14 protein-coding genes are annotated in these 14584 nt (G+C 59.9%); 2 read left to right on the top strand and 12 right to left on the bottom strand.

Annotation, left to right across the window (positions count from 1 at the left end; all coding sequences use genetic code 11):
• Positions 1 to 47 precede the first annotated feature (47 nt).
• The gene (locus tag HJD22_RS06900; protein ID WP_208655015.1) at positions 48 to 485 is read right to left on the bottom strand and encodes a RimK/LysX family protein; all 438 of its coding nucleotides are present in this window, start codon (positions 483 to 485) and stop codon (positions 48 to 50) included.
• A gap of 18 nt (positions 486 to 503) precedes the next feature.
• Positions 504 to 1532, bottom strand: a complete 1029-nt coding sequence (locus HJD22_RS06895; protein ID WP_208655016.1) for a DUF3549 family protein — start codon at positions 1530 to 1532, stop codon at positions 504 to 506.
• A gap of 292 nt (positions 1533 to 1824) precedes the next feature.
• On the opposite strand from HJD22_RS06895, the gene HJD22_RS06890 reads away from it, so the two are divergent.
• Positions 1825 to 2157 (top strand): YqcC family protein, encoded by a 333-nt coding sequence (locus tag HJD22_RS06890; protein WP_208655017.1) that lies wholly within the window; start codon positions 1825 to 1827, stop codon positions 2155 to 2157.
• A gap of 72 nt (positions 2158 to 2229) precedes the next feature.
• Here HJD22_RS06890 and HJD22_RS06885 read toward each other — a convergent pair whose 3' ends face one another.
• Positions 2230 to 2889 carry an OmpW family protein gene (locus HJD22_RS06885; RefSeq protein WP_208655018.1) on the bottom strand — a complete coding sequence of 220 codons (660 nt, stop codon included), beginning with the start codon at positions 2887 to 2889 and terminating at the stop codon, positions 2230 to 2232.
• A 148-nt stretch (positions 2890 to 3037) separates the two neighbouring features.
• Positions 3038 to 3643 (bottom strand): OmpW family protein, encoded by a 606-nt coding sequence (locus HJD22_RS06880; RefSeq protein ID WP_208655019.1) that lies wholly within the window; start codon positions 3641 to 3643, stop codon positions 3038 to 3040.
• A 242-nt stretch (positions 3644 to 3885) separates the two neighbouring features.
• Here HJD22_RS06880 and HJD22_RS06875 point away from each other — a divergent pair, with 242 nt between their 5' ends.
• Complete coding sequence (locus HJD22_RS06875; protein ID WP_208655020.1) at positions 3886 to 4188, top strand: hypothetical protein; 303 nt, start codon at positions 3886 to 3888, stop codon at positions 4186 to 4188.
• Between the two features lie 46 nt (positions 4189 to 4234).
• Here the strand turns inward: HJD22_RS06875 and putP are convergent, their stop codons facing one another.
• From putP to HJD22_RS06835, 8 genes are all read right to left on the bottom strand, one after another.
• Complete coding sequence (putP, locus tag HJD22_RS06870; protein ID WP_208655021.1) at positions 4235 to 5713, bottom strand: sodium/proline symporter PutP; 1479 nt, start codon at positions 5711 to 5713, stop codon at positions 4235 to 4237.
• Between the two features lie 59 nt (positions 5714 to 5772).
• Entirely contained in the window at positions 5773 to 6597 is an 825-nt protein-coding gene (gene proC, locus HJD22_RS06865; RefSeq protein WP_208655022.1) for a pyrroline-5-carboxylate reductase, read from the bottom strand.
• 54 nt (positions 6598 to 6651) lie between these two features.
• Complete coding sequence (locus HJD22_RS06860; RefSeq protein WP_208655023.1) at positions 6652 to 7977, bottom strand: TRAP transporter large permease subunit; 1326 nt, start codon at positions 7975 to 7977, stop codon at positions 6652 to 6654.
• Positions 7974 to 8495, bottom strand: coding sequence for a TRAP transporter small permease subunit (locus tag HJD22_RS06855; RefSeq protein ID WP_208655024.1), 522 nt, complete (start codon positions 8493 to 8495; stop codon positions 7974 to 7976). Before HJD22_RS06855 ends, HJD22_RS06860 begins: the two co-directional genes overlap by 4 nt.
• Before the next feature lie 88 nt (positions 8496 to 8583).
• Positions 8584 to 9642, bottom strand: a complete 1059-nt coding sequence (locus HJD22_RS06850; protein ID WP_208655025.1) for a C4-dicarboxylate ABC transporter substrate-binding protein — start codon at positions 9640 to 9642, stop codon at positions 8584 to 8586.
• 199 nt (positions 9643 to 9841) lie between these two features.
• Complete coding sequence (gene putA, locus HJD22_RS06845; protein WP_208655026.1) at positions 9842 to 13033, bottom strand: bifunctional proline dehydrogenase/L-glutamate gamma-semialdehyde dehydrogenase PutA; 3192 nt, start codon at positions 13031 to 13033, stop codon at positions 9842 to 9844.
• A gap of 153 nt (positions 13034 to 13186) precedes the next feature.
• Positions 13187 to 14047 (bottom strand): AraC family transcriptional regulator, encoded by an 861-nt coding sequence (locus tag HJD22_RS06840; RefSeq protein WP_208655027.1) that lies wholly within the window; start codon positions 14045 to 14047, stop codon positions 13187 to 13189.
• Between the two features lie 90 nt (positions 14048 to 14137).
• Complete coding sequence (locus tag HJD22_RS06835) at positions 14138 to 14512, bottom strand: hypothetical protein (RefSeq protein WP_208655028.1); 375 nt, start codon at positions 14510 to 14512, stop codon at positions 14138 to 14140.
• Between the last annotated feature and the right edge of the window lie 72 nt (positions 14513 to 14584).

The raw sequence follows: 14584 nt of genomic DNA, 5'->3' as shown, positions 1-14584 counted from the left end.
TCTCCGGCCTCGAGGAGAGGCGTCAAGCGATCGTGGCAGTGCGAAGCTCAGGGCTCGCCATGCAGAAAGGCGGCTCCGGGGGCGACCAGAAGGCGACGCATGGCACGGCGGCCCAACAGCATTGGATGGCGCATGTTGCGACGATCCGTCAGGGTCAGTTCTATGGTGAAATTCAACTCGCCAAGCACGATCGGGGTGCGGATGACGTAGCGCCATTCCGCCTGGCCATTGGAGCTGGTGACGCGGCGCCGATCGTGCAAATGCAGCTGGTGAGGGTGGGCCGGGCTCGATGGCCCGCCGCCGCGGGTGACGAAACTCACCCAGACATGGCCATTCTCTTCAAAGGTATCGATCTCCTCGGCATGCAGCGAGGAGGTACGCGCTCCAGTGTCGGCCTTGCAACACAAGGTAAGGCCGAGTTCCGGCAGAGTGATCATTTCCCGGCGGCCGATCACCGCCTTGGCCTGGTAGGGCAGTGCTTTCATGGTGACTCGCTCAAGCTGTCAGGCGGAGGAAGCAAGGTGGGCCAGGCGCCGTCCGATGGGGGAGGCGGCCTCGGCATTTCGCAGATACATCAGCACTGGCAGGCGCAGGCGAGGAATCTGTGCCAGATCGCGTGCCAGTGCGGCAAAGTCGGCATTGGGCTGCTCGGCAAGACGCAGTAGAAAGCGTGGCAGACGCTGCTCATCTTCAAGATGCTCCCACCCCCTGGCGGCCATGGCCGCCAGCAGGTCAGGGCCGCAGGCGGCACTATCCTCGAGCAGCTCAGTGAACCAGGGCCCTGCGATCCGTTCACAGGCTCCGCCCATGGCCCGCACGCAGGCGCACAGGCTCTCGACATCGCCCTGAGCTGCGGCGTTTTCGCCACGTTGGCGCAGGGCCTCGGCGAGCGCATCGTCGATCGTCACATGTTCAAGACAATAGCATAGCGAGTGCAGGGCTGCGCTGGGTAGCGAGTCGAGCTGATTCGCCAGACGCACGGCCTGTTCCCGGTCATGCCTGACGGCAAAATCGGCAAGCCCCTGCAGTCCCAGTGCCTGCCAGTCAAGTGTATGTTCGCCGGTCAGGTACTCTTCGGCCAACTCGAGATGCTGACTGGCGGGACGTTCGAGATCACGGCTGGCATAGGCATGCAGCATCGCCTGCAGGGTCAGTGACGGAGTGAATGCCAGGGGATTGTCCTTCATCAGGTTGTCGACCATGGGGCCTCGCTCACCAAGTGTGGTGATCGTGCGCCCCAGTGTCTCGAGCAGCCTTTGAATGAAGGCATCGCGGGAGGCTGGGCAGAGCATGCCCTGCTCATCGAGACTCAGCGCCAGAAACCAGATCATGGGCTCTTCGCTATCCCCCAGCGTGAAGACACAGGCGATGCGTGCCTGCTGGCGCCAGGGAGCAGGCCAGGAAAGTTCGCCCGCCTCGAATTGGCACAGTGTCGCCATGTCGAAAGGCACGACTCGCCGGCCCATGTGGTAGAGGCGTAGCTCGGCGCCGCTGCGGGTGAAGAAGTCATGGAGGGTGGCGATCGGCTGCATGGCGTCTTCTCGTGGTGACGTGGCTTGTCATGGTCGGTGGCGCGCACTTTACCGTGTCGCCAATCTCTTTGTCAGTATGGCAGGTTAGACGATCCGGTAAATCGGCGCCTTTGATCATAAAATGATCGATGTCGCGGCAAGCCCATGGCCGCTCGGGCTGCGTCGCTTTTCCATAGCTTATCCACAGCCTCTTGCAGGAATTCTGTGAATGAGGCTTTTCACTCTTCGCGGCAAGGGTGGCGAGAGGGGTGGCGTCACGGGATAATGTTCTCTTCAACCCTTGGGAGTTCTCATGACCGTTCATCAGCAACTCGACGTGGCGCTCAGACGTCTGGAAGCGACCATGAAAGCCTCGAATCTCTGGCGCATGCCGAGGCCAGCGCCAGAGGCGTCCGAAAGCCGCGAGCCATTCTGTGTCGATACCATGAGTTTGCCGGAGTGGCTGCGCTTCGTGTTCATCGCGCGTCTGGATGCGCTGGTCGATGCCCAAGCGCCACTGCCGGCCAGCTGCAGCGTCGCACCCGCCGCTGAGCTCTATCTCAAGCAGACCGACATCAGGGCCAGCGATCTACTGCTGATGGTGAAGGCGATCGAGGAGGTGGATCGAGTGGTGACGGAGGGGTAACGGCAGGCGGAAGCATGGCGTGATATGCAAGCGCCGGGCTTGGCCCGGCGCTTGTCGTCGTACTCAATCGGATCAGAAGCGGTAGCTGATGCCACCCATCACCACCAGCGGATCGATCTTGACGCTACCGATGTCGGTGCCATTCACGCTTGCATCGGTATCGATATCGATATACCAGGCGGCGGCGTTGAATGCCCAGTTGTCATTGATCAGTAGATCGACACCCAGCTGGCCGGCGGCGCCCCAGGAACTGTCGAGATTGAGGCTTGCCCCCTCGAGCCCCACGCGTTCACTGGAAAAGCGGGTGTAGTTGACGCCAGCGCCGACATAAGGCTGGACGCGGGAAGCGGTGCCACCCAGCGGATAGTACTGGACGGTCAGTGTCGGCGGGAGGTGCTTGGTGGAGCCACCGACGGCCGCGCCATCTGCCGTGGTCAGGGTGATGTCGTGCTCGAACGGTTCGGCGGCAAGCAGCTCGACGCCGATCTTGTCATGGAAGCGATAGCCCAGCGTGAAGGCGAAGCGAGTATCGTCGCCGACATCGGTGGCGAGAGTGCCCAGGCCCAGGGCGCTGGCATCGAGATTTCCGTTATCACTCGTAGGCGATACCTTGGCCACACCAATACGGGCGAAGAAATCGCCGGCACCATAGGCAAAGACCTGAGAACTGGTGGCGAATGTCACGGCGGCCAGGCCGGCGGCAAGCAGGGTAGGCGGGGCACTCTTGCGCATGAGTCGACTCCTTGGGTTGGTGAGCAGAGTCTAGCGGGAGCCCATCAAAGCCTTCTTGACCCAAGGCAAGAGTTATCGCGGATATTCTCATGCATAAAAAAAAACGCCGGGCATGGCCCGGCGTTGTACTCTTCGGCCTACCGACGTATCAGAAGCGGAAGGTGACACCGCCACCGATCGTCACCGGGTCGAGCTTGGCAGTCCCTACGCGGTCGCCGTCATAGGAGACGCGTGACTCGACATCGGCGTAGTTGGCGAAGCCGTTGAGCATCACGTTTTCGGTGATGGCCAGATCCAGGCCTACCTGGCCGACGGCGCCATAGCTACGACGCGCATCGACGCCTTCCGGTTCGCCAGAGAAGCGAGTGTAGTTCAAGCCGGCACCGACATAGGGTTGAACCCTGGAGTCAAACCCGCCCAGCGGGTAGTAGTTGACCATCAGGTTGACCGGCATGCGGTCGATGGTGCCATCGAGGCCGCCAACCGCGACGTCGTGCTCGGTCTTCTCGGTACCGGAAAGCTCGATCCCGATGTTCTCGTGGAACAGGTAGCCCAGGCCATAATAGAACCCGCGCTCATTGTCACTGATGTTGACGTCCTGCCCAGCGAGCTCGCCATTATCTGAGCGGGTATCCGCCTGGGAGATACCGCCACGCACGAAAAAGTCTCCCGCACTGTAGGCCATGGCGGTCTGAGAGGCCAACACACAGCTACCGGCGATAACCGCTGCAGTGATCAGTTTGGTCTTGGTCATGGGGTTCTCCTTGAAGCGTTGCTTCACTACTAACAGTGATGACCCGGTCGGTCACCGCTTTACTGTGGACGAAAGAATTATAGAAAACAGTGTTTCCTAAGTCTCGTTAAGAATTGTCATCGATGCGATAGTTAATATATTTCAGAGTATCGACAGGTAAGAGACGCGGACAGGAGCCGGGATTCGCTGTAAACGACGTTATCTTCTTAAATGCTCTATAAAGGCCACAACTGGAGCCAGCCATGACGACATCGAACGATTCGATGAGCTTACGCCCCTGGACCCCTCTGCTCGCGATGGGAGTATCGGCGCTACTTGCGATATGGCTGCTCTGGCATCCTGAGCTGATCAGCAATTTGCCGATGATCTTGCGTCTGCCACTGATTGCGTTGGGTGTCTGGGCGCTGGGTTCGGGCTTCATGCAGGGAATGAGGCTTACCGCACGACCTGGATGGCTGCGACGCCTGCTAGGCCCACCTGCCAGCTGGTACGTGCTGGCACTCTTTACGCTGGTGCTGCTGGCCAGGGCATGGTGGTTGTCCTGACGACAAGGGCCACCCACTGGGTGACCCTTGATCGTTGCAAGCCTGCTCAGGGGTGGTTGATTGCATCGAACTCGGCGGTGATCTCGTCGCTCGGCGCTTGCGTTGCCAGGCTGGCCGCAACGATGGCGAGATAGGCAAGAATCACACCGGGTACGATCTCGTAGAGATCGAAGATTCCTCCGGAGAGTTCGGCCCAGACCACCACGGTCACGCCGCCGACCACGATGCCGGCCAGGGCGCCCCACTGATTCATACGGCGCCAGAATAGCGACATGATAAGCGCGGGGCCGAAGGCGGCGCCAAAGCCGGCCCAGGCGTAAGAGACCAGGTCGAGCACCGTGGCATCCGGGTTGAGCGCAAGCAAGTATGCGATGATGGCGATGCCGATCACCGCAAAGCGGCCGACCCAGACCAGCTCCGTCTGGGAGGCATCCTTGCGCAGCAGGGCCTTGTAAAAGTCATCGGTAAGCGCCGAGGAGGAGACGAGCAGCTGGGAGTCGGCAGTCGACATGACGGCTGCAAGGATGGCGGCAAGCAGGATGCCTGCTATCACCGGATGGAAGATCAGGTTGACCATGATCATGAACACGGTCTCTCCATCACCGAGATCCCTGGAAATGTAACCCACCCCGAGTAGGCCGACGGCGATAGCGCACGCCAGGCACAGCCCCGACCAGGTGACGGCAATGCGGCGTGCTGCGGGAATGTCATTCTCGCTGCGGATGGCCGCGAAGCGGGCCAGGATGTGCGGCTGGCCAAAGTAGCCAAGGCCCCAGGCCAGCGAGCTGACGATACCAATCACGCTCAGCGCTTCTCCCGTGGAGGCATCGCGGAACCAGGCGAGCATATAGTCGCTTTCTGCCGCCAGTGCCGCGCCGGCGCCGCTGGCACCGCCCAAGTCGGTAAAGGCGATGATCGGCACGATGGCCAGTGCCGCCGCCATCATCAGGCCCTGGATCAAGTCGGTCCAGGAAACCGCCAGGAAGCCACCGAAAAAGGTATAGACGATGATCGCCAGGGTGCCGACCGTCACCGCGATGGCGTAGTCGAAGCCGAATACGGTCTCGAATAGTCGGCCACCTGCCACCAGGCCTGAGCTGGTATAGAACAGGAAGAAGGCGAGGATGAAGATGGCCGAGATGACTCGCAGCAGCTGACTTCTATCGCGAAAGCGATTGGCGAAGAAATCCGGCAGGGTCAGCGAATCGCTGGCGCGGAAGCTGTAGATACGCAGCCGCCTGGCAACGATCAGCCAGTTGAGCCAGGTGCCGATCAACAGGCCGATGGCGATCCAGCTTGCCGAGATGCCACTGACATAGGCTGCGCCCGGCAGGCCGAGCAGCAGCCAGCCGGACATGTCCGAGGCGCCGGCCGAGATCGCCGATGTCCAGGGGCCGAGCGAGCGTCCACCCAAAATGTAATCGGAGAGGTTGGTGGTGCGTTTGTAAGCAATGATACCGATGCCGAACATGACCAGCAGATAGACTGCAAAGGTCAAGCCGATGGTGATGTTGTTCTGAACCATAGGGTTGTCCTCTAGGGAGAAGCTGCGCAACGAGCGCTGATTCTATCGTTAGTGCTTTGTTATTGCTGACCAAAATCCTTGGCCATCTCGCGTGCGCGATCGGCGCAGGCTTGCATGGCCTGCTGGAAGATGTGAGGAAGCCCGGCTTGCTCGAAATGGTGGATGGCACGCTCGGTCGAGCCTTGCGGGGATATCACGTTGCGCTTGAGTTGTGCCGGGTCGTCACTGCTGAGTTGTGCCATGCGTGCGGCACCCAGACCGGTTTGCAGGGCCAGCCTGCGTGCGGTTTCGCGAGGCAGACCCATAGCCACGCCGGCTTCCTCCATCGCTTCGAAGACCAGGAAGAAGTAGGCCGGACCGCTGCCCGATACCGCCGTGACCGCCTCGAGCAGCGACTCCTTCTCCACCCACTCGACGAGCCCCACGGCACCCAGCAGCTCATTGGCAAGGTCTCGCTGCGCCTCACTCACCCGGACATTGGCGAAGAGCCCGGACGCCCCGCTGCCCACCAGACAGGGCGTGTTGGGCATGCAACGTATGACCGCCAGATCGCCACCCAGCCACTGCTCGAGAGTATCGGCCTCGAGCCCTGCGGCGACCGATACGACCAAGGGCTTGCGGGCCTGAATGGCATCGCGAAGATCGAGGCAGACCTCACGCATGATCTGGGGTTTGACGGCCAGCACGACGACATCGGCTCGGTCCACCGCCCGGGTATTGTCGGTTTCGGTGAGGATGCCGTAGCGTTCGCGCAGTGGTGCCAGCATGTCATCGCTTGGTGAGGTGGCGGTAATCGCATCGGCGGGGTAACCGCTGTCGATCATGCCGCCGAAGATCGCGCTGGCCATGTTGCCTGCGCCGATGAAGGTAATGTTGTAAGCCATATACATACTCGCTGAATGTGATCGAAAACGTAAAAGGGATAACTCACATGTGAGTTACCAAGAGGGGCCGCCCATCACTCGCGGGAGCCAGGTCGCCAGTACGGGGAATGCCAACACCAGCATCAGGACGACCAGCTGCGCTGCGATGAACGGAACGACGCCCCAGTACATATGCCGTAGCGTCACCTCGGGTGGCGTTATTGCGCGCAGATAGAAGATTGCCGGTGCCAATGGGGGGGTGAGATAGCTGGTCTGGAGCACCACCAGGAAGGCGACACAAAACCATATCTCATCGAAACCCAGCATCCTCACGATGGGCATTGCCACCGGAATGATGATCAAGACCACCGAGATAAGGTCGAGCATGAACCCGGCCATAAAGGCAATAAACAGGATAAGTCCCAGGATCATCCATGGACTAAGGCCTGTATCAAGAAGCAGTCCCTGAACGGTCGCCATACCTCCCGAGGCGAAGAATACCCCGGCAAACATGCTGCCCCCCATCACGATCAGCAATATCATGGCCGAAATGTTCGTGGTCTTGATGGCCGCATGCTTCAAGACCTCAAGCGTAAAGTTGCGGTAGGCAATGGCCAGGATGATCGACCCAAGCGCGCCACATGCTGCAGCCTCGGTGGGCGTGGCGAGGCCCATCAAAATGGTGCCGAGAACGGTAAAAATGAGCAGTACCGTGGGGACCAGTGCGACCAGCGTGATTCTGAGCTTTTCCGACCAGTCGATCTCAGGCTCAGCCGTCTCCACGCGGGGTGCCATTTCCGGTTTAAGGTAGGCCACGCCCACTATATAGATCAGAAACATGAGAGCCATCAGGAAACCTGGAATCAGCAGGCCACTGAATAGTGAACCCACCGAAACGCCTGCTACTGGGCCAAGCACGACCACGGTGATGGAGGGAGGAATGGCAGTGCCCAGCGAACCACTGGCGCAGATGGTGCCGGACATCAGGCTCTTGCTGTAATGGTGCTTGAGCATAACCGGTATCGCCAGCATGCCAATCACGGCTTCGGTGGCACCGACCACGCCGCTGGAGGCGGCGAAGACCGTCCCCATGATGATGGCGCCCACTCCCAGGCCACCGGGCAGACGCCGGGTCCACATATGGATGGCTTCAAAGAGGCGCTCGGCGATACCGGAACGCTCCAGCATCGCGCCCATGAAGATGAAAAGGGGGACTGCGGCAAGTATCGAGTTGGATGCGGTATCCTCGATCTTGGTCAGAAGCTGATAGGCGGCCACGTCGCCGAATTGCATGAAGCCGAATATCGCTGCTACCACGATCATCGAAAAGGCGATGGGAAAGCCGGCAATGATGAAGCCGATCAAGGCTGGGAACATCAGTAACGCAAGGTGACTAGTCATGAGCGCTTATCCTCGCTGTCGCTGAGCGCATGCCCAGCAAGCATAAGGCCATGCTTGATGAGCTCCGCGATGACCTGCAAGACCAGCAAGGCAAAGCCGAGGAACCAGATAGTGAAAATAGGCCATACGACAGGGTTCCAGGCGGAGCGACCAGAGCGCTCACCCGACATGAAGGCGCCATGAGCATAGTGTCCAAGTTCCCAGACCAGCCAGACGAGCACTGGCAGGAAGAGCAGATAGCCGATGATGCGCAACCCTGCATTTAGGCGCGAGCTCAGTCTTAGCGTGACGAGATCGACACTTACGTGCTGCCCTACACGCAGTGCGTTGGCCATGCCCAGCATGAAGATGGCGCCCATGATCATGTAGCTGATTTCGAAGGCCCAAAGTGTGGGCCTGCCCAGTGCATATCGACTGAAGACTTCCGTTACCAGCGCTCCGATAAGAGGGAGGACCAGCACGGCGCCTATGGCCCCGGACCAGCGCGTCAAGGACTCAATGGCATAGATGAGTTTCATGATGAAATCCGCGAGCAAGAATTATTGGAAAGGAGCGGCATAATATCGAGAAGGGGGCGCAGGCCCCCTTCCAGTATGAAAGCCTGAGCTAGCGGCCCATGCCGCCGATCGGCAGGCGATACTCTGGCCAGACCTTCATGGTGTCCTTGAAGGTGCGCTGTGATTCAAGCACTCGAGAAAACCATTCGTTATCGGCCGCATACTCATCCTCCCACTTCACGGTCTCCTCGTAGATGGCATCGATGAAGCTCTGATCCAGATGCACGATTTCATTGGGGCCATCGAGGAGCTCCTGATAGGCCGCGAGATCGGTATAGGAGCTGGCAAGCCAGGTTTCGTATACCGTCAGTTTGCCGGCCAGGCGTAAAAGTGCCTGCTCATTTTCGGTGAGGCTAGCCCAGGCACGGTCATTGACCTGGCACTCCAGGAAGCCCCCGGATTGATGAACGCCGGGAATCACGACATATTGCGCTACTTCTTGAAAACCGGTGGGCTTGTTCATCTCAGGGCTGCCCCATTCCGCAGCGTCGATCACGCCGCGTTCCAAGGCGCTGTAGATATCTCCACCGGCCATGACTACCGTGGAGGCGCCTAGCCGCGACGCCAGTTCCGACCAGGCCCCGGAGGTGCGCAGGCGAAGCCCCTGGAAATCCTCGAGCGTCTCGACGCGCTTGTTAGAATGCAGGAAGATTTCCGTGCCGAGGATGGCACAGGGGAAAGCCACTACACCAAACTTGTCGAGCCGATACTCTTCGTAGAGTTCAACCCCACCTCCTTCATACATCCACAACATGAACTCTTCAGGAGTGAGGCCGCTGGAGTGTCCCGCCAGCAGGGCTGTCGTTGGGTCTGTGCCGTAATCGTAATTAATGTAATTGTGACTGATCTGGGCAACGCCGGACTTGACAGTATTGGTCACCCTGAGCGCGCTGCCCAGCGTCCCACCGGGATAGACCTCTATTTCGATATTACCACCGGTCAACTGATTGACACGTTCTGCATAGAGCTTGGCATCGCGTTCAAGCCAGGGACCACCGCTCCAGGGGGTGGCCATTCGCCAGCTTTTTTGATCGGCATTTGCACTTGCTGCAGCAGAGAGAATGGCTGCGGAAATAAGGACGGTACTGCTGACTTTTTTGAAGTTCATTCTTGTTTACCTGATGTGTTTATAATGATTGTAACCACTCGCTAAAGGCTCTTTTTTATCGATGCTGCACGCCCATAGGCCTCCGACTCTGGGCTGTTTGATAAAATTACGACGCGAATCATCATCTTATTTGCCGCTTTGGGCAAGATGGCCAGCGTGGAAAGCACGCTGACCATGCGTATCCATCGATGGGGTATTCTCAATCATCACCCAGCGCCAGCAACGATGCATTGCCGCCTAATGCAGCCGTATTGATCGTCACCGTCTTTTCGGTGGCGAAGCGCAGCAGGTAATTGGGCCCGCCTGCCTTGGGGCCGGTGCCGGAAAGCCCCTGGCCGCCAAAGGGCTGGACGCCGACCACCGCTCCGATGATGTTGCGATTGACGTAGACGTTACCGACACGCATCTTTTCCGCGATGGCGTTGGCAAAGGATTCATTGCGGCTATGTACGCCGAAGGTCAGGCCATAGCCGCGGCCGTTGATCGATTCGATCATCTTGTCCAGTTTACTGGCCTTGTAGCGCACCACGTGCAGGATCGGCCCGAACTGCTCGCGCTCGAGCGTGCCGATTCCCTCGATCTCGAAGGCCACAGGAGCGACGAAGGTGCCCTGCGCCACCTGGGTCTGGTCGAGCACCGTTTCGGCGATCAGTCGCCCCTCGCCCTTGAGCTTGTCGATATGGGCGGTCAGGCCGCGACGCGCCTCTTCGTCGATGACCGGGCCCACATCGGTGCCGAGGTCGCGTGGATCGCCGACGCGCAGCTCCTTCATGGCTCCCTTCAGGATCTCGATGACGCGATCCGCGACATCCTCCTGCAGATAGAGAATCCTGAGCGCGCTGCAGCGCTGGCCGGCACTCTGGAAAGCGGATTGCACCACATCGGCCACGACCTGCTCGGGTAGCGCGGTGGAGTCGACGATCATCGCATTCATGCCGCCGGTTTCGGCAATCAAGGTTGGCAGGGGGGCCGCTTCACGAGCGGCGAGGGCGCGGTTAATCACCTGAGCGGTATCGGTGCCGCCGGTAAACACCACGCCGGTAATGCGAGGGTCGCAGGTGAGTACGCTACCTACCGTTGGGCCATCGCCGGGCAGTAGCTGCACGACATCCCGTGGCATCCCGGCCTCATAGAGCAGTTCTATAACGCGGTGGGCGACGATCGAGGTCTGCTCGGCGGGCTTTGCCAGCACGGTATTGCCCGCTACCGCGGCGGCAACAATCTGGCCGCAGAAGATCGCCACCGGAAAGTTCCAAGGGCTGATGGCGGCGAACACGCCACGGCCACGCATGATCATCTCATTGGATTCGCCGGTGGGCCCAGGCAGCCGCAGCGGCTCACCGAACAGCTCCTCGGCGCGCATGGCGTAGTAGCGGCAGAAATCCACTGCTTCCTTGATCTCGTCGACGCCATCGGTCAACAGCTTGCCGCCCTCACGGGAGCAGAGCGTCATCAGCTCCGCCATATGCGTCTCCATCAATTCGCCCAGGCGGCGAATGATGGCAGCACGCTCAGCGACCGGTGTGGTTTCCCATCGCGGGAAGGCGGCCCAGGCGCAGTCCACGGCACGCGCCGCCTGCTCCTTGGTGGTCCACTGCACGCTACCCACGTGCTGGGTACGATCGAAGGGGCACAGTATAGGGTGCTGAGCATTGGCGTCATCGGCGACATCGAAAGCCAGCAGCGGCTTGATGTGGTGCTGCGTGTCCATGAAGTTGGCCATCTGGTCCATGAGCGGCTGATACTGGCTACGGATGTTCAAGTTCACTCCTTTGGAGTTCTTGCGAATTGGGCCGTAGATATCCCGGGGCAGGGGAATTCGTGGGTTGGCGATGCTTGAATACTGCTTGAGCGTTTCCACGGGATGGGTGCAAAGCGACTCGACAGGTACCCGGGGATCGACCAGCTGGTGCACGAAGGAGGAGTTGGCGCCGTTCTCGAGCAGGCGGCGCACCAAGTAGGGGAGCAGATCCTTGTGCGCGCCGACCGGAGCATAGATACGACAATAGGTGCCCTGTGGCGCTCGGGTGAGCGCTGCCTCGTAGAGCGCTTCGCCCATGCCGTGAAGGCGCTGGAATTCCAAGGGGCGTTTGGCGCTGTTGGCAAGCTCGAGAATGGCGCTGATGGTATGGGCATTGTGGGTGGCGAACTGGGGGAATATCCGGCCACGGGTGTTTTCCGATAGCAGGAAACTGGCACAGACCAGATAAGCCAAGTCGGTGGCCGCCTTGCGCGTATAGACCGGGTAGCCATCTACACCGAGCTGCTGCGACTCCTTGATCTCGCTGTCCCAGTAGGCGCCCTTGACCAGGCGCACGGGGATCTCGTCACCCTGCAGATCGGCCAGGCGGTTGAGGTAGTGCAGTACCGGCAGGGCGCGCTTGGAGTAGGCCTGCACGACCAGCCCGAAGTGCCCCCATCCCTGGCATGTATCGCTTTCGAAGACGGCGCGGAACACCTCGAGCGAAAGCTCCAGGCGGTCGACCTCCTCGGCGTCGATGGTCAGCGCGACATCGAGCTCGCGGGCCATCTTCGCCAAGCGCTTGACGGTTCCCACCAGCTCGTCGAGCACCTGTTCGCGGCGACCGAATTCATAGCGAGGATGCAGGGCGGAGAGCTTGATGGAGATCGACGGGGCGGGCGTCTTGTCGGCGAGCGTCGTGCTGGTCTTACCGACGCGCTCGATGGCGCGGGCATAATCCTTGAAGTAGCGCTCGGCATCGTCGCGCGTGCGCGCCGCCTCGCCCAGCATGTCGTAGGAGTAGGTATAGCCCTTCTCGAACAGTGGCCGCGAGCGCTTCAGCGCTTCGTCGATGTCGCGTCCAAGCACGAACTGCTTGCCCATGATCTTCATCGCCTCGACCATGGCACGGCGAATCACCGGGTCGCCCAGACGATTGACCATTCGATTGATGAAGGCGGCGGGCTTGCCTTCGCGGGGCTTGTCGAGATTGATGACGCGGCCGGTCATCAGCAGTCCCCAGGTCGAGGCGTTGACGAACCACGACTCGCTCTGGCCAAGATGGGATTTCCAGTCGGCCGGCCCCAGCTTGTCTTCGATCAGGGCATCGGCCGTGGCCTTGTCGGGAATGCGCAGCATCGCCTCGGCAAGGCACATCAGCATCAGCCCTTCATGGGTATCCAGGCTGTACTGCTGGAGCAGCTCGTCGATGGAGTCGACGGCGGTATCCATGTCGCGCACCTGGCGTACCAGGTCGGCGGTCTTGTCGGCGATGCGCTTGAAATCGCTCTCATTGACGTTCAGTACGTTGGTCAATTCAGCGACGAATGTCTCTTCATCGACGATATAGTGCTCGCTGACACGTGCCAGAAGATTCTCGGGACTCTGCTTCCATGTGGTGGAAGCGAACATGTTGTTGGCATTGAGCATGACACTACCCCTATCGATTGACTATCGGCATGGGCTGGCGGAAACAAAAAATAGAAGTGGCGGCGCTGCAATACCGCTTAAGGGTTCCGGCAGGACTAACCATGTTGTCTCAATGTATGAGGTTAGGCGGGATGGCGTCTTGTCGATTCCTCGTCAGGTTTTGCTGTTTCCAAGGATTATCGTTTTTCGAGGCGTGAGGTGAGCTCTATTCCCGCCATGAGGCGCTTCATTGATTGCCGAGCTGCGGCGCAGGGCGCTGGGTGGCTGATCGAACGCTCGGCGAAAGGCGTGGGATAGTGCGCTCTGATTGGCAAAGCCGGTATGCGCGGCGATCTCCGATAGCGGCAGTCGGCTTGATGTCAAAAGATGGCGTGCCGCATCAAGGCGCTGGCGAAGCAGGTACTGATAGGGGGAAAGGCCTGTTTGGGCGCGAAAGCAATCGCTGAAGTGAGCGACGCTAAGGCAGGCCTCGGCGGCCAGGTCTGCCACCGATAGCCGCTGCCCGAGGTTATGCTGTATGAAGCGGTTCAACGAGGTGAGATCAAGTTCGCGTCGCCTAGCCTTGGTCGTGGGTAATTCAGGATGGAGCCGCGCATGCAGGCAGTCGAGAAGGGTGGTGACCAGCAGTTCTCCGTGGGGGCGAGATTCGCCAGGCAGGCAGCGGTAGGGCTGGTTGAGCTCCTGGGTCACGAAGTCGAGGTAGTGACGCAGCGGCTCATCAAGGGCGAAGAAGCGCGGGGCATCGAACAGTCGTGCTAGCTCCCGGTTCGATCCGGTCAGCGAGGGGGCGTCGAGGGGTAGGTCAAGGATCAACTGGCGATTCTCGCCAATGCCCTCGTAATAGTGAACGTGATTGGCTGGCACGATGCAGCCCGAGAGGGCGGCGATGGAGCCGCCCATGCCCTCGATTTCGAACTCGGCATGTCCTGATAGACCGATCACCATCTGATGAAAGTCGTGGGCATGGTGCTTGATGGCATTATCCAGCGGTATCTGACGAATGGCACTGGGCATGAGGCACCCCGATAAAGACATGGGCTTAACAGAGTTGCCACTTTACTCGCTTATCTCGGCGCGTTCACTCAACGAGGCGTAAACCCTGCGCTAGGCATCGAAGTGCTGCTTCTCTCTGAGCGAGGTATGGGCGGCCAGGTGCTGACGCAACTCGGCGAGCTCCGCACGCCCCTCCTGGGAGAGCAGCGAACCGCCCTGAGCGGCCTGCCACGGCCTGCCATGCTCCTCCATCAGGCGTAGGGCACGACGCCGTACACCTTCGAGATAGTCATCATGCCGGATCGGATAGTGGACGACCGCGCTCCATTCGTTTTCGCTGATATTTCCTGCCAGCGCCTTATCGAAGAGAGCCAGCAGCATGGCGGGCTCGGTACGGTAACGTGGTGTGCGCGACATCATCAGGATACCGACCATGCTGCAGATCACCAGCATGCAGACGGCAAAGACCAGAAAAAATAGAGGCATGGTGAGAACCGTGTGGCTATCGAAAGGGCGGGCGACACATCATCGTAGCAGGAAGGTGAGGAGGATTCATTG

This window comes from Halomonas sp. TA22 (genome assembly GCF_013009075.1).
GTDB lineage: Bacteria > Pseudomonadota > Gammaproteobacteria > Pseudomonadales > Halomonadaceae > TA22.
Note: the sequence above shows the minus strand (reverse complement) of the source record. Positions and strands in the feature narration are given on the sequence as shown.

Excerpts from the sequence above, each read along its gene's own strand:
- HJD22_RS06900 (WP_208655015.1), bottom strand. The coding sequence starts at position 485 with ATGAAAGCACTGCCCTACCAGGCCAAGGCGGTGATCGGCCGCCGGGAA.
- HJD22_RS06895 (WP_208655016.1), bottom strand. The coding sequence starts at position 1,532 with ATGCAGCCGATCGCCACCCTCCATGACTTCTTCACCCGCAGCGGCGCC.
- HJD22_RS06890 (WP_208655017.1), top strand. The coding sequence starts at position 1,825 with ATGACCGTTCATCAGCAACTCGACGTGGCGCTCAGACGTCTGGAAGCG.
- HJD22_RS06885 (WP_208655018.1), bottom strand. The coding sequence starts at position 2,889 with ATGCGCAAGAGTGCCCCGCCTACCCTGCTTGCCGCCGGCCTGGCCGCC.
- HJD22_RS06880 (WP_208655019.1), bottom strand. The coding sequence starts at position 3,643 with ATGACCAAGACCAAACTGATCACTGCAGCGGTTATCGCCGGTAGCTGT.
- HJD22_RS06875 (WP_208655020.1), top strand. The coding sequence starts at position 3,886 with ATGACGACATCGAACGATTCGATGAGCTTACGCCCCTGGACCCCTCTG.
- putP (WP_208655021.1), bottom strand. The coding sequence starts at position 5,713 with ATGGTTCAGAACAACATCACCATCGGCTTGACCTTTGCAGTCTATCTG.
- proC (WP_208655022.1), bottom strand. The coding sequence starts at position 6,597 with ATGGCTTACAACATTACCTTCATCGGCGCAGGCAACATGGCCAGCGCG.
- HJD22_RS06860 (WP_208655023.1), bottom strand. The coding sequence starts at position 7,977 with ATGACTAGTCACCTTGCGTTACTGATGTTCCCAGCCTTGATCGGCTTC.
- HJD22_RS06855 (WP_208655024.1), bottom strand. The coding sequence starts at position 8,495 with ATGAAACTCATCTATGCCATTGAGTCCTTGACGCGCTGGTCCGGGGCC.
- HJD22_RS06850 (WP_208655025.1), bottom strand. The coding sequence starts at position 9,642 with ATGAACTTCAAAAAAGTCAGCAGTACCGTCCTTATTTCCGCAGCCATT.
- putA (WP_208655026.1), bottom strand. The coding sequence starts at position 13,033 with ATGCTCAATGCCAACAACATGTTCGCTTCCACCACATGGAAGCAGAGT.
- HJD22_RS06840 (WP_208655027.1), bottom strand. The coding sequence starts at position 14,047 with ATGCCCAGTGCCATTCGTCAGATACCGCTGGATAATGCCATCAAGCAC.
- HJD22_RS06835 (WP_208655028.1), bottom strand. The coding sequence starts at position 14,512 with ATGCCTCTATTTTTTCTGGTCTTTGCCGTCTGCATGCTGGTGATCTGC.